The organism is Mesorhizobium sp. Root695 (genome assembly GCF_001428185.1).
In the GTDB taxonomy this organism is placed as follows: Bacteria; Pseudomonadota; Alphaproteobacteria; order Rhizobiales; family Rhizobiaceae; genus Mesorhizobium.
This window is the reverse complement of record NZ_LMHO01000002.1, coordinates 72,887-86,293: the sequence shown is the minus strand read 5'-3', so window position 1 is coordinate 86,293 and position 13,407 is coordinate 72,887. Positions and strand designations below refer to the sequence as shown.

At 62.7% G+C, this 13,407-nt stretch carries 13 protein-coding genes; 4 read left to right on the top strand and 9 right to left on the bottom strand.

Features of this window, described 5'->3' with window-relative positions; translation table 11 throughout:
- Window positions 1-24: 24 nt before the first annotated feature.
- The 9 genes from ASD99_RS03490 to ASD99_RS03450 all read right to left on the bottom strand — a co-directional run bounded on the left by ASD99_RS03490 (window position 25) and on the right by ASD99_RS03450 (window position 7,992).
- The gene (locus tag ASD99_RS03490; RefSeq protein ID WP_057142749.1) at window positions 25-1,518 is read right to left on the bottom strand and encodes a hypothetical protein; all 1,494 of its coding nucleotides are present in this window, start codon (window positions 1,516-1,518) and stop codon (window positions 25-27) included.
- Between the two features lie 272 nt (window positions 1,519-1,790).
- Window positions 1,791-2,063 carry a cell division topological specificity factor MinE gene (gene minE, locus ASD99_RS03485; protein WP_056591728.1) on the bottom strand — a complete coding sequence of 91 codons (273 nt, stop codon included), beginning with the start codon at window positions 2,061-2,063 and terminating at the stop codon, window positions 1,791-1,793.
- Window positions 2,060-2,875, bottom strand: a complete 816-nt coding sequence (gene minD / locus ASD99_RS03480; RefSeq protein WP_057142816.1) for a septum site-determining protein MinD — start codon at window positions 2,873-2,875, stop codon at window positions 2,060-2,062. Before minD ends, minE begins: the two co-directional genes overlap by 4 nt.
- A 67-nt stretch (window positions 2,876-2,942) precedes the next feature.
- Complete coding sequence (minC, locus tag ASD99_RS03475; protein ID WP_057142748.1) at window positions 2,943-3,752, bottom strand: septum site-determining protein MinC; 810 nt, start codon at window positions 3,750-3,752, stop codon at window positions 2,943-2,945.
- A 304-nt stretch (window positions 3,753-4,056) separates the two neighbouring features.
- Window positions 4,057-4,290 carry a hypothetical protein gene (locus ASD99_RS03470; protein ID WP_056591720.1) on the bottom strand — a complete coding sequence of 78 codons (234 nt, stop codon included), beginning with the start codon at window positions 4,288-4,290 and terminating at the stop codon, window positions 4,057-4,059.
- A gap of 20 nt (window positions 4,291-4,310) precedes the next feature.
- A complete protein-coding gene (locus tag ASD99_RS03465; protein ID WP_057142747.1) occupies window positions 4,311-5,138 on the bottom strand; it encodes an SDR family oxidoreductase in 828 nt (275 codons plus the stop codon).
- Window positions 5,139-5,339: 201 nt separating this feature from the next.
- Complete coding sequence (locus tag ASD99_RS03460) at window positions 5,340-5,777, bottom strand: DsrE family protein (RefSeq protein WP_056591714.1); 438 nt, start codon at window positions 5,775-5,777, stop codon at window positions 5,340-5,342.
- A 72-nt stretch (window positions 5,778-5,849) separates the two neighbouring features.
- On the bottom strand, window positions 5,850-6,818 hold the full coding sequence (locus ASD99_RS03455; protein ID WP_057142746.1) for an MBL fold metallo-hydrolase: 969 nt from the start codon (window positions 6,816-6,818) through the stop codon (window positions 5,850-5,852).
- A gap of 187 nt (window positions 6,819-7,005) precedes the next feature.
- Window positions 7,006-7,992, bottom strand: coding sequence for an alpha/beta fold hydrolase (locus tag ASD99_RS03450; protein WP_057142815.1), 987 nt, complete (start codon window positions 7,990-7,992; stop codon window positions 7,006-7,008).
- 114 nt (window positions 7,993-8,106) lie between these two features.
- Here ASD99_RS03450 and ASD99_RS03445 point away from each other — a divergent pair, with 114 nt between their 5' ends.
- The 4 genes from ASD99_RS03445 to ASD99_RS03430 all read left to right on the top strand — a co-directional run bounded on the left by ASD99_RS03445 (window position 8,107) and on the right by ASD99_RS03430 (window position 13,329).
- Window positions 8,107-9,099 (top strand): GlxA family transcriptional regulator, encoded by a 993-nt coding sequence (locus tag ASD99_RS03445; RefSeq protein WP_056591706.1) that lies wholly within the window; start codon window positions 8,107-8,109, stop codon window positions 9,097-9,099.
- Window positions 9,100-9,748: 649 nt separating this feature from the next.
- A complete protein-coding gene (locus tag ASD99_RS03440; RefSeq protein ID WP_057142745.1) occupies window positions 9,749-10,702 on the top strand; it encodes a DMT family transporter in 954 nt (317 codons plus the stop codon).
- Window positions 10,703-10,911: 209 nt separating this feature from the next.
- The gene (locus ASD99_RS03435; RefSeq protein ID WP_056592199.1) at window positions 10,912-11,445 is read left to right on the top strand and encodes a FecR domain-containing protein; all 534 of its coding nucleotides are present in this window, start codon (window positions 10,912-10,914) and stop codon (window positions 11,443-11,445) included.
- Window positions 11,446-11,451: 6 nt separating this feature from the next.
- Entirely contained in the window at window positions 11,452-13,329 is a 1,878-nt protein-coding gene (locus ASD99_RS03430; RefSeq protein ID WP_057142744.1) for a CHASE2 domain-containing protein, read from the top strand.
- The last annotated feature ends 78 nt before the right edge of the window (window positions 13,330-13,407 follow it).

Here is a 13,407-nt window from a genome sequence, read left to right as displayed (position 1 = left end):
GACGTGGAGAGCCTGCGAAGCGAGCTACGAAGCGGCGCTGACATTCCTGCGGATGCGTCGCCTGCCCGTTGCCCGTGCTTTCTTCGCCATCACCGCCGCTATCTCGACCACCCCGTCCTCGCGCGGTCTACCGTTGGTGGCCTTGTGCAGCCGCTCGTAGGGCAGCAATTCCTTGACCCGCGCATTCAATGACACGATTTCGGCCCTGAGGTCGTCGCATTCCTGCCTCTGGACATCGAGCTGTATCTGTTCCGATGCCTGTTGCAGCGTGAGCTGTGAAAGATCGGCGTTCGCTTTCGAAAGGCTCATCCTGTCGTTTTCGTTCTCATGGGTGAGAGCGGACAATCTTTCGTCGGCGATTTTCTTCTCAGCCAGCGTGTCGTTCAATTCAGCCTTGAGCCTGGCGATTTCGCTGGCGGCCTCGCTGTTCTCGTTCGCGGACTGCTCCAGTCGCGATCGCAGGTCCTCGATCTCCGAACGCAACCCGCGCATTTCCGCCTGGCTGCGAGCCAGCTCGGCTTCCCTGTCGCCTTCCGTCATGCGGGTCGCCTCGTTCATTTCCGACAGCTTCGCCTGCGCGGCCTCGAGCGACTTCTGCAGCCGCATCTGCTCTTTCTCGCTCTTGCCGAGCGCGGCCAGCAGGTCCGCAAGCCGCGCTGCTTCGCTGGCATGGATCGTCGAGAGCTCGTCGAGCCTGTGGCGCGCCTGGGATTCCCGCTTCAGCGCCTTGTCGAGTTCGATGGACAGGCTGACATGCTTTTCGCGCAGCATCTTGCTCTCGCGCAAGCGCCTGTTGGCCTCGACCGTTCTACCAGTCAGCCGCTTGGCGATGTCGCCGAACTCCGCGTCGCGTTTTGCGCTCGCATTGGCTGTCTCCACGAGTTCCAGCCTGACCGCGGCAAGTGCTGCACGAAGCGCCTCCCTGTCCTGGACCAGGTTTGTCTCGCGCTGTTGCAGCGCTTCGACAGCGCCTTCGCGCTCGCGCAGCTTTCTCACCGCGTCCTGCAGCTTTTCCGACAGCGTTCTTTGTTCCGCGCCGAGGCCCGCATTGGCAAGCTCCAGCTCGTTGGCGCGAAGAATGTCGTTGTGCAGGATGTTGAGGAACTCGCGCGTCAGGTGGTGCGAGGTCGCGATCTCCGACAGCTTGCCGTTGATCTCGTCCAGATAATCCCTGGCGTCGTGGAAGAGCCCTTCAAAGGCACTCAACGCTGCCAGCCGGGTCTGGGTATGGGGCGTCAGCCGTGGCGCGGTTTCGGAACTGACCGTATCGTCGGCACTGCCTGCATTCTTCGCACCATCCCCATTTTCCGCATTGGCCTCGGCTGGCGAGTCGTCAGGTCCTGCGGCGGAACCCGGGATGTCATCGCTCTTTGGCGAAGCCAGATCCTCGGCGTCGAGACTTGCCCCCAGCGCGTCCGCCAATTCGATCTGCAGGTCCTGATCCGCCAACTCAAACTGCAGGTCCTGAACTGCTTTGTCTACCTCTTCAGCACGCTTGATCAAGCCTCTGAAGTTCATGACCCAACTCCCCTTACCAATACCTGGGAATTTAACGGATTACTAATGTACCCTTATATCCACTGATTGCGTAGGGGAAGCTATCCGTTGGGGGAGGTTGGGTTGGCACATTTGGGGGTGGACGCGGTGAGCAACCGATGCCGCGACCCGTGGAAAGCCTGTTCTCGCCCCTCGGAAGTAGGGGAGAGGAATCCAAGTCTTCTGGCGCAGCGCTGCCCTCACCCCGATCCGCTCTGCGGATTGGCCCTCCCCACAAGGGGGAGGGTAAGAAGTCACCCCGCCATGGCCAGCGGCACGGCGCTCTTGTTGGGGATCTGGATGTCGATTTCCAGCGTCGACATGGTCTCGCCGCGGTCCATCGAGACCTGCAGGTAATCCTGGTCGATCTGCACATGCTTGGCGATGACGGCCATGATCTCCTCGCGCAGGATGGAGACGAGGTCGGGCTGGCTGCGGTTGCGGCGCTCATAGGCGAGCAGCACTTGCAGCCGCTCGCGCGCCACCGGCGCGCTGGAGCGCCGCTTGAAGATGTCGAGCAGGCTCATGCCGCCCTCCTTCCCAAAAGACGATCGAGGAAGCCCTTGCGTTCGAAGGGCACGATGACAGGCAATTCCTCGCCCTCCAGCCGCCTGGCGGCGTCGAGATAGGCGCGCGCGGCAGCGTTGAGCGGCTCCGACAGCGTCACCGGCGAACCGAGGTTGGAGGCGCGCAGCACATCCTGGCTCTCGGGGATGATGCCGAGCAGCGGCACCGACAGGATTTCCAGCACGTCGTCGATGGACAGCATTTCGCCGCGCGAGGCGCGCGCCGCGTCATAGCGCGTGACCAGCACATGCTTGGCGATCTGCTCGCCCTGCTCCGCCTTCATGGTGCGGGCGTCGAGCAGGCCGATGATGCGATCGGAATCGCGCACCGAGCTCACTTCCGGATTGGTGACGATGACCGCCTCGTCGGCAAAGCGCATGGCGAGCTGCGCGCCGCGCTCGATGCCGGCCGGGCTGTCGCAGAACACGTAGTCGAACACCGAGCGCAGCTTGTCGATGACTTCGCCGACGCCCTCCTCGGTCAGTGCATCCTTGTCGCGCGTCTGCGAGGCCGGCAGCAGGAACAGCGTCTCCACCCGCTTGTCGCGGATCAGCGCCTGCGAGAGTTTCGCCGAGCCCTGGATGACGTTGACGAGGTCGAACACCACGCGGCGTTCGGCGCCCATGATCAGGTCGAGGTTGCGCAGGCCGACGTCGAAATCGACAAGCGCCACCTTCTTGCCGGTCTTGGCGACCGCGGCCCCAAGGGCCGCCGTCGAGGTCGTCTTGCCGACGCCCCCCTTGCCCGAGGTGACCACCACTACCTTGCCCATTGAAAAGCCTCCGTTGTTGTTCATTTGTTGTTCTTGGCGGGCGGCCCGGCCGCCCCAATATCGAATGTCAGCTCAGCGGCGAAACCCGCAGGCTCTCGCCGTCGAGAAACGCCTGCACCGGCTTGCCGCGCGAAACACCTTCCATCTCCTCGGCGGTCACATACCAGCCGTCGACCGCCAGAAGCTCCGCCTCGTTCTTGCGGCAGAAGATGCGCGCGCCCTTGTTGCCCAGCGCACCCGCCGAAGCGCGCCCGCGCAGCGTGCCGTAGACATGGATCGAACCCGCCGCGATGATCTCCGAACCGGACGCGACCGAGCCCAGCACGATGACATCGCCATGCGGATGCACGATCGCCTGGCCGGAGCGGATCGGCGCCTTGATCATCAGCGTGCCCGAAGCTTCCGGCGCAACCTGCGGCTCGCTTTCGTCCACCTTGCTTGCGCCAGCCTTGCCTTCGCCGACATTGGCCGCGATGGCTTCAGGCGCCCGGCCCTCGGCCTTGCCCTCTGATGTGCCCGAATCCCGCGCCTTGCGGCCGGGCAGCAGGCCATCCGTCGTCGCCTCCTTGGCGCCGACCAGCACCGGCGGCAGGTTGGGCTCGAGCGCGGTGTGGCCGTCGAGCTCGATGGCGTAGATGCGGATGCCGCGATGGCCAAGCACATCGACCAGCGATTCGATCGCGGCGACATCGGGCTTCAAGGTGTTGAGATCAAGCACCACCGGGCGGCCGGCAAAATAGCCCGGCGAGTTGCCGATCCAGTGATCGAGCCCCTCCAACCACACGTCCAAAGGCGCCTCCGGCGTCAGCGTGAAGGCGACGAAAGAACGGGCGCGAAAGCGGATGGATTTGGCCTCGAGGGGAGCGGCAAAGGTCACGGCTGGCGAATCCTTACTGAGAGGTAAACGCTAGCGAGGGAATGGTTAACGAATGGTTAATGGGGGGTGGGCAACTTGGCAGCCGTTCGAGAGATTTGAAGGTCCACTAAACACCAGTTGCGACAGGAACCCGGCGATACCCTGAATGTCTTGATATGGGCCGAATCCCGATAGTCCGGTACCAGGTATCACTTCCCGGTAAGCTGCCATCCTGAATCGGTACATTCGGGCAAAATGCCCAGTCAGCGTACTCATACCCACACACGGGCTGTCGCACTGGACGTAAGCGGGCAGGCACGACAGGTTAGCGATTGAAAGCCGACTGCCGTCGACCGAAACCGGAGTCGTCAATGAGAGACAACCAACTCCACGACTGATTGGAGTGACCGACTATGGATATCGCCACTTTTCGCCTTGCATCGCCGGCATTATTGGCAGGCACGTTGCAGTCTTCGAGATAGAGCGCGCCCGTGTTGGCGAGGAGCGCGCCCGTACCATACTCGGACAGCGTCCACTCAACCGAGAGCGCTGTGATCATTTTGATTTTACCTGACTTTCTTACATGGCGAAAAGGCTGCGAACGAGGGTTTGATACTGCCCTTCGGACGTGTGGCGGCGAGCGTTGAAGATGGGCTGGACGTCGGACGTGGGGATGTAACGCAGACGATCCGTTCCGTCGGTGGCCGCTTCGAAGATGGCGGCTGCCACCTCTAGGACTGCATCAGGATCGGCACCGCCCGCCATGCTCCCATAGACCCGGGATATATGTTCAAGAAAAGGGGAGTAGTCGAAATCGATCGGCACATTACTGCCCTCCGCGCCGGATCGCACCATAAAGCCTGTACCAGGTGCGCCGCCCGGCTCGATGAGCTTGACCTTTATGCCGAGCGCCGCCAGTTCATACCAGAGCGCCTCCGAAAAGCCCTCCACCGCAAACTTGGAGGCGCTGTAGATCGATGCCATCGGGGCTCCGAAAACACCGGCGCCGGAGCTTACATTGATGATCGTACCTTCTCCGTTGCTGCGGAAATGCGGCAGGATCGCGCGCGTGACGTCCATCATCCCAAACAGGTTGACGTCAAACTGACGCTGTATCGCTGCGCGCGTCGTTCCCTCGAAGATCGAGAACAGCCCATATCCGGCATTGTTGACGACAGCATCGACAACACCGAACCGATGAATACCGGCGGCGATCGCCGGATCAATGGAACTTTGATCTGCCACGTCGAGGCGGGTCACCAGGATTGCATTATTGTCTGCCAGGTCGCCGGCGTCGGCGGTATCGCGCATGGTGGCGACGACATTCCAGCCGCGCCCGCCGAACATTCGGGCGGACGCCCGCCCGAAGCCTGAGGAACAACCGGTGATGAGAACTGTTTTTGCCACGCTTGGCTCCTGATGTTGGTTATGGGAATGGTTTCGGGATAGCGGCTCAGACGAATGTTGAGCCGCTCGCCCTCTCTTAATCGAACGGCCGCGCAGCGTTGGCACCGATCCGTGACGGCGCTTGGCGCAACGAACGTCAGCCGACGTCCCTGAAATGCCGCAGGCCGTCGAGGCGGGGATCGTCCCGACCGCCCCCTGGCATCATTCGGAAATCTTGACGAACCCTTGCTGCACGAGTTGCGCGGTGCGGGCCATGGCGTCGGTATTGACCTTGATGTCGGGCAGCAGGTCGGCGTTGACCCAGCCATGGGCCTTTGCTGTAGCGCCGCACAGTTCAACCCTGACACCGCGCTTCACCAGATCAGCCACAAGACCCTTGTAGGGGTTGCCGGTGGTGATGTTCCGGTTTCCGTCATAGGCCTTGTCGTGGAGCATGACATGGCCGGCGTTGGTGTGAAAGACGGCGACCAGATCCGATTGCGCACCCCAATCCGCAACATCGTCGACGACCAGTTGCAGATGGAACAACGAAGCCGGCAAGTCGCCTTCGAAGGCGAGCGCGCTGATGCTGAAGACCATTTTCACCTCGGCGAGCACGACAGGAATGTCTATATGAAGTGTGCGTATGGACGTGTTCATGAGGTAATCCTTGTGGGAGCGATGTGCCCGCTGTATGCACTGTGATCGTCGGCGCGCGCGCGTCTGCCAGGCTCACACACCCTGGTAGACCAAGCGTGTGAAAAAGCCGGGATCGATGACGAACTGGCCCCATTTTGCATCAAAGGCAGCTGTCGGCTTGGCCAACACGGCCTCATCCCGTGATCGTCCCTCGCGCTTCAACTTTGCGACGTTGTCTCGGATCGCGACCAGCATGTCGCGGAAGCTCTGAAGCTCGACGCGGTTGCTCACCGGATGACCGTGGCCAGGGATGATGATCGTCTTGTCGGTCGTCGCCGCGAGATTGGCATCGGATGCCGCGATCATGCCGTCGATGCTGCCGCCGGTCGAGTAGTCGATGAACGGGTAAATGCCGTTCCAGTAAGTGTCCGCGACATGGACGATATCCGCTTCCGCAAAGGTGACGGATATGTCGCTGTCCGTGTGGGCCGATCCGTAGTGCTTCAGGGCGATCGATGCGCCGTTGAGCTGCAGCTCACGGGTCTTGGCGAACACCTCGCTTGGCAGCCCGTCCGGCGGAAGGGCGAGAAAATTGTAGTCCCAGTCCTCGACCCGCTGGACCTGCGACAGGTGTTTGCGGGTGTTGTCCTGCGCGATGATCGTAGCGCCGGCGGAGCCAAGCCACGCATTGCCGTCGGCATGGTCGAAATGCCAGTGCGTGTTGATCAGGTGCGTGACGGGCTCGCTACCAAGTGCGCCGAGGGCCTTTGTCATCTGTCGTTGTGATACGCCGATGCCGGCGTCGATGAGCAGCTTGCCATCCGTGCCGGTGAAGACTGCGACGTTGCCGCCTGAGCCTTCCAAGACGCTGATGTTACCGCGCAGACGATGCGTGGTGATCGGCGAAACGGCTGCGCTGTCCTTGATCAGACTGACGATCCCGCGGGCCTCGGCGTAAGCCTCCCGGGGACTGAGCCATCCACCCGTGGCGGCGAAGGGCGCGGCAACGCAGCACAGGCAGAAGCCGCGACGGGTCATGAGATGCCGGGAAGTGGAAGCCATGGAAGTGTCCTTCGTTGGTTGTCGCTTGGGCAGTGCAAAGCCGCACCACGTCTGCGGTCGGCCGTTTGGCGCTGCGGTCCGGGTCACTGTGTCTTTGCATCACCACGGCGCGGCCACTTGAAGGTGGCGCCCCGACTGACCGATGCGTGGGAACGCGGGCGGGAAGCATTCCCGCCCGCGTTGCGGCTCAGCTGCGAATGAAGGCGAGGATGTCGGGATTGATCACGTCGGCGTGCGTCGTGGCCATCCCGTGCGGGTATCCGGGATAGGTCTTCAGCGTACCGTTCTTCAAGAGCTTGACCGCTTCGCGTGAGGTGGTGTCGATCGGCGCCACCTGGTCGTCCTCACCATGCATAACCAGCACGGGCTGCACGATGGACTTGAGGTCTGCGGTGAAATCGCTTTCGCTGAAGGCCGTGATGCAGTCGTACTGGGCCTTGATGTCGCCTGCCATCGCCTGTCGGAACCAGTTGTCGATGACACCCTGCGACGGCGTCGCGCCGGGTCGGTTGAAGCCATAGAATGGCCCGGCCGGGAAATCGCGATAGAATCCCGCGCGATCAGCGGCGACGGCGGCCCGAATGCCGTCGATCACTTCCGGGGGGACACCGTTCGGATTCTTTGCCGACTTGACGAACAGCGGCGGGATCGCACCGATCGTCACTGCCTTGGCGACCCGGCCACCGCTACCGTACTTAGCGACATAGCGGATCAATTCGCCGCCGCCGGTTGAATGGCCGACGTGGATCGCATCCCGCAGACCAAGGTGTTCCGTGACCGCGGCGACGTCGGCCGCATAGGTGTCCATCTCGTTGCCTGTGGCACTCGGGCTCGACCGGCCGTGGCCGCGGCGATCATGCGCGACCACCCGGTAGCCGTTGGCCGAGAAGAACATCATCTGCGTATCCCAGTCGTCGCCGCTAAGCGGCCAGCCGTGATGGAATACGATCGGCTGGCCTTCGCCCCAGGCCTTGTAAAAGATTTCTGTGCCGTCCTTGACTGTGATAGTGCTCATTGTCGTCTCTCCTTGGTTGGGGATTTTGGCCGTTCCGGTGGTGGCGGCAAAGGCAGGCTGCGCCAGGGCAATTCCTGTGACGGCGGCCGCCCCGACAAGCACGTCGCGTCGCGAGATGCCTCCGCGCCCGCTGGTTTCTTGGTTTGTGGTCGTTGGCATGTGCTCGCTCCGAAAGATGGATGTCGGCATCAACGCCGGCATCCGATGAGATAGAACAATCGCTCGGGCGGGCGTGATCGGCAGATCGGACAAATTGCAGTGGCATTAGAGACAATGAGCGTTACGGCTGACCTGCCCGAGATCGGGATACTGGTCCGCAAGCTGTCTATGCTCAGCGTGGTCCATGGCCTGAATGATCTGTTCCAGATCGCCGAAAGGCTTGCGCGTGTCCGATCAGGAAGCGCCGCGCCGCTGTTTCGGGTGAGCCTGTTTTCTGAAACCGCCTGCGGTCTGGAGCGCGTCGACCAGTCAGGGGCAACAGGCGAGCCCAGTATCATTATCGTGCCGCCGCTCCGCACCGTCGTCGAGAGCATGGAGGAGGACTTGGCCGCCAGTGCATGGCTGCGCGACCGCCACAACGCTGGCGTAACGGTGGCCGCAACCTGTGGCGGCGTCTTTCTGCTAGCTCAGTCCGGTCTGCTCGATGGAAGGCAGGCGACCACGCACTGGGCTTGCGCACGGCAACTGGCACACAGCTTTCCGAGTATCGACGTCGATGCCGATCAGTTGATCATCGATGACGGCGATCTGATCACCGGCGGTGGCATGTTGGCCTGGGCGGACCTTGCCCTCATCGTCGTTGATCGGCTTCTTGGGCGAGCGGCGATGTTGGAGACGGCACGCTACATGATGATTGATCCGCCAGGTCGCCAACAGCGCCTGTACAGGATTTTCTCACCTGAACTGAATCACGGCGACCTGGCCGTCTCGCTCGCGCAGGACCGGCTTCATCTGCAAGGCCCGCATGGTGTCAGCATCAGCGACATGGCGGGCTGGGCTCACTTGGAAATGCGCACGTTCGTCCGCCGTTTCCACAAAGCCACAGGGTTTCGACCCAACGAGTACAGCCAGCGCCTCAGGGTCGACGCGGCGCGAGAAAAGCTTGAGGGAACAACCGTAAACGTCAGCCAGATTGCCTTCGACGTAGGCTATGTCGATCCGGCTTCGTTCCGCAAAGTGTTTACCCGGATCATAGGCGTGAGCCCCGGCGACTATCGCAAGCGGCACCGACGGAGCCATAATCGGCCTGCGTCAGTCAGTTCTTAAGATGTTTCGCGCCGATGACGTTTTCGCTGTATCGGATGAGGACCGTGTGCATGCACTCGAGTCCGCCGGCCAGGAGTGCCTCCTTCGGACAGCGGGTGGGATCACCAGGAACGACTTGCCTTAGGCGCGAGGCCGCCGTTTGATGGAACGCCACCAACGTCCGCTTCCGGATCGAGGCAAAGTTTGCCTGAACGTCCGCGATTGGGCGCATTGCTGCTGTTGCGCTTGGCGGAGTTGAGGTCAGCCCGTTCAGGGTGGTATGGGATGTATCGCCATCGCCACTGCCCGTCGCAAGCACCACCACCCTTACCCTCACTGCAGCTTGAAATACTGCACCTCCCGCTCGTGCTTCTCGGTCGCCTCGCGCGTATCGAACGTGCCGAGGTTCCGCCGCTTGCCGGTCTTTTCGTCCTTCTCGCGCGACTAGAGGCGGTATTTTCCATCTTTCAGGACGTTGAACTTCCAATGTCAGATGTCGTGAATTGACCCGTTCCGGTCGTCGCATCCCCTCACGAGCAAGAGCTCCTCGCTCCATCGAAGACATAGGGCGGCCGAGCGCGGATCCCTTCTCGCCTTTCAAAACGGATGCACGACCCAACGACACAGGTTATGTTGGCTGGCCGAGGTCATCGAAGGGGGAGGACATGACATGCAGGCAATGCCGATAGCGCATCAAGCCGCGCAACCCGTGGCCGGCCCCTCCCTGGCCGGCTATCCGGCCGCCGTGCTGTGCTGGCTGCTTTCGGCTGGTGTCTATATAGCGGCCAAATGGGTGGCGCCTGAAATGCCGCCCTGGGGCCTCTGCTTCTGGCGGCTGACGCTTGCTTGCGCCATCCTGCTGCCGATCGTGCACCGTCATCACGAGGCGATGATCGGGCTTTTGCGGACGCGCGCCGTGGAGGTCGTCGTCGTGGGGGCGATCGGCCTCACGCTCTGCCAGGGCATGATCTACCATGGTCTCAACCACACCGATGCCACCACGGCCGGCATCATCATGGCGCTGTCGCCTGTCATGACGATGGTGCTCGCCCGTTTCGTGCTTGGCGAACCGCTCGGGCTGTGGAAGTCGCTTGGCGCGCTGGTTGCGCTTGCCGGGATGATTTTCATCGTTGCCCACGGCAACCTGACGGCGCTGCTGCAACTCAAGGTCAACGCCGGCGAGCTGTGGATCGTCGGCAGCGCGTTCTGCTGGGGCCTCTACACCGTGCTTTTGCGCCGTGCCAAATTCGGCATCGAACTGCTGCCGATGGTCGTGCTGCTGCTCGGCGCCGGTGCGCTGGTCGCCTTGCCTTTCCATGTGTGGGAATTGTTCAACGACGAACGCTCCGTCATGGACGTCGACAGCATTCTCGCGCTCGCCTACCTGGCAGGCCCCGGCGGCGCCTTGATGTACTATCTCTACAACAAAAGCGTGGAAACGCTCGGCGCGAGCCGGGCAAGCATGCTGCTCTACCTGCAGACGGTGTTCGTGGCCATGCTCGCCTATCTGCTGCTCGGCGAGGGCTTGCACGACTACGATCTGGTCGGTGCGGCCTTCATCGTCGCCGGCATCGTATTCGCAACCGTGGTCAAACCCAGGCCGGCTCAACCACGCGTGGCATAGAAATCTTGCGAGTGACGGCAGGGCCGTCAGCGCTTGGTTTGCATCGTGCCCTTGCTTGGTGTCGGAGCCGGGTTGTCGTGTTAAGATTGCCGGTCGGCATGCTGCCGCGGCGCAACACGGCTGCAAGTGCGGTTCGCAAGCATGCTGCCGGGCTGGCGGCGGCAAGATTTTCTTGGCCGCAAGATTTCGCAAGAGCAAGGGGGACGTCGATGAACGCAAGGGACCGATTTTTCCGCAGCCTGGTGGTGGCTGGCCTGTTTGCCGGTGTCTTCCGGGTGGATGCCGCCCTGGCGCAGGACGCGGGGTGTAAGCTCGAGCCGGTGGCCGGTACGGCCCGGCAGATTCTGAAATGTCGGAAGGGCCTCACCATCATTGTGGAAGAAGGCGCTCGTTTTACGCTGGAGGACGGCGATCGAAACGGCAAGGCCGACGGGGTCAGATTGCGGCGCAAGGCGCTGCTGCTCGATGCACCAGTCGGGTCGGTCCCGGGTGGCTTCGCGGTTGTCACCCCGCAGGCGATCGCCGCGGTGCGCGGCACCAAATGGGCAATCGACACTGGCGAGGGCAAGACGTCTGTTTTCGTCCTCAGGGGTCGCGTCGCCGTGCACAGGCGGGCGTCCGATGCCGGCGTGGTGCTTGCGCCGGGCGAAGGCGTCGACGTCGTGCCCGGAACGGCACCACTGACCGTCAAGCGCTGGCCCGCCAAGCGCGTTTCCGCATTGCTGGCCCGTTTCGGCCTGTGAGCCGCAGTGGGCGGGCGGGCGCTTCCGACGCTGATCGCGCTCATTCTCGCGGGTCTTTGGGGCGCCGGCCTGGGCTTCGCGCACTGGCGCGGTCATCTGTGGTTTCTCGATCGCGTCGAAGCAACGATGACCGACCTTCGAACGCTCGTTCGAGGACCGGCAAAGCCACCGGAGCTGATCACCATTGTCGCCATAGACGATGAAGCGGTGCGGCACGAGGGCACATATCCCCTCAGCCGCGCCACGCTTGCCCGGCTTGTCGATACGATAGCCGGCCTTGGACCAAAAGCCATTGCGCTCGACCTGCTGCTGGTCGATCCCGGCGCAAAAGACAATGATGAGGCGCTCGCGCGTTCGCTGGGCAGGGGGGCAAGCGTCATCGCCGCCGCGGCGGTCTACCCCGGAGGTGAACAATGGACGGTGGCCGAGGGCGAAGGGCCCCTCGCCCGCGTGCCGAATGCCGAGCGGTTTCTGTGGCCCCTGAAAGCGTTCTCGGATGCCGCCGCTGTCGGCGTCGTCAACGTGGTCACCGACAAGACGGGAACGCCCCGCTTCGTGCCGTTGCTGTTTCGGGCCGGAGACCGGCTGGAAGCGTCTTTCTCCTTGCGTGTCGCCACCATGGCGGCAGGCGGGGATCCGGAAATCGCACCCGATCATCTGTCCCTGGGCGGACGGCCGATCCGGACGGACATTGGTCACATCCTGCCTCTGACATTCTACGGCCCTCGCGGCACGATCCGCACGATCAGCGCGGCGACCGTGCTGGAGGGCCAACTCGATCCCGGCACCATCCGGGATCGAGTTGTCGTGATCGGAGCGACCGCAACCGGCACCGGCGATGTCTTCCCGACACCGTTCGATCCCATACTCCCGGGCGTCGAAGTCATGTCGACGGCGATTGCCCATCTGATGACCGGCGACGGAACTGTGCGGGACCAGTATGTGCGGCTTGCGGATGCCGGCTTTGCAGCGGTGCTGCCCATGATCCTCGTGGGGCTGTTGGCATGGCGGCGAAACGCCAGCGGCCTCGCGGCGATCGCCGGCGTGGTCTTGATCTGGTTCGTGGTCAACATGACCGCTTTCTCGCACCACATATGGCTGAGCGCCGCGTTGCCGATGGCCGCCGCCATCCCGCCGGCTATCCTGTTCGGGGCCGCGCAGCTGTGGCTGGGCAGGAGCCGGGCCCAATTTTTCGCAACGCAGAGCCAATTGCTTCAACGCGTTGAAGCCCCAGGCATGGGGGAGTGGCTCGCCAGGCATGGCGACTTCCTCTCGGACCCCGTCCGGGGAGACGCCGCCATCCTGTTCATCGACCTATCCGGCTTCACCGGACTGAGTGAATCCTTGGGCCCGATCGCCACACGCGAACTGCTGAACAGTTTTCATGCGTTGGTCGACGAAGAAGTGACGCGCTGCGGTGGCGTCGTCACGAGTTTCATGGGTGACGGAGCCATGATCCTGTTCGGTCTGCCTGAACCAGCGGCAAATGACGCCTTCAATGCCGCCCGCTGTTGTGTGGGACTCTCCAGCCGCACCAACGATTGGCTCGCCTCGTTGCCTGCATCGACCGCATCCCGGCTCGGCTTCAAGATTGGAGCCCACCACGGGACGATCGTGGCCTCTCGACTCGGCAGCGAAGGCCGCCAGCACATCGCGGCCATAGGCGACACTGTCAACGTTGCCAGTCGCTTGATGGAGATCGCAGCCGACCACAATGCCGACGTCGCGGTGAGTGACAAGATGCTCGATGTCGCCGGCCGCGACTGCGCGTTGTTCAGCTCCGGTACCCTGAAAGGACCTGTGGAAACACAGATCCGTGGGCGATCCGGCTCGCTCGCAATCTGGTTCTGGCAAAGTGCACGGACGGCGAGGAACAGGCCCTGATCAATGATGGCCGGCGCCACCGAAGGCCCGGCCGGCCGGTTGCGATCTGAGCAGCAATTTTTTGAGGAAATCTCTCCA

What these genes read in the sequence shown, in the direction of transcription:
- ASD99_RS03490 (WP_057142749.1), bottom strand. Translation starts at nt 1,518, where the DNA reads ATGAACTTCAGAGGCTTGATCAAGCGTGCTGAAGAGGTAGACAAAGCA.
- minE (WP_056591728.1), bottom strand. Translation starts at nt 2,063, where the DNA reads ATGAGCCTGCTCGACATCTTCAAGCGGCGCTCCAGCGCGCCGGTGGCG.
- minD (WP_057142816.1), bottom strand. Translation starts at nt 2,875, where the DNA reads ATGGGCAAGGTAGTGGTGGTCACCTCGGGCAAGGGGGGCGTCGGCAAG.
- ASD99_RS03470 (WP_056591720.1), bottom strand. Translation starts at nt 4,290, where the DNA reads ATGATCACAGCGCTCTCGGTTGAGTGGACGCTGTCCGAGTATGGTACG.
- ASD99_RS03460 (WP_056591714.1), bottom strand. Translation starts at nt 5,777, where the DNA reads ATGAACACGTCCATACGCACACTTCATATAGACATTCCTGTCGTGCTC.
- ASD99_RS03455 (WP_057142746.1), bottom strand. Translation starts at nt 6,818, where the DNA reads ATGGCTTCCACTTCCCGGCATCTCATGACCCGTCGCGGCTTCTGCCTG.
- ASD99_RS03450 (WP_057142815.1), bottom strand. Translation starts at nt 7,992, where the DNA reads ATGCCAACGACCACAAACCAAGAAACCAGCGGGCGCGGAGGCATCTCG.
- ASD99_RS03445 (WP_056591706.1), top strand. Translation starts at nt 8,107, where the DNA reads ATGAGCGTTACGGCTGACCTGCCCGAGATCGGGATACTGGTCCGCAAG.
- ASD99_RS03440 (WP_057142745.1), top strand. Translation starts at nt 9,749, where the DNA reads ATGCAGGCAATGCCGATAGCGCATCAAGCCGCGCAACCCGTGGCCGGC.
- ASD99_RS03435 (WP_056592199.1), top strand. Translation starts at nt 10,912, where the DNA reads ATGAACGCAAGGGACCGATTTTTCCGCAGCCTGGTGGTGGCTGGCCTG.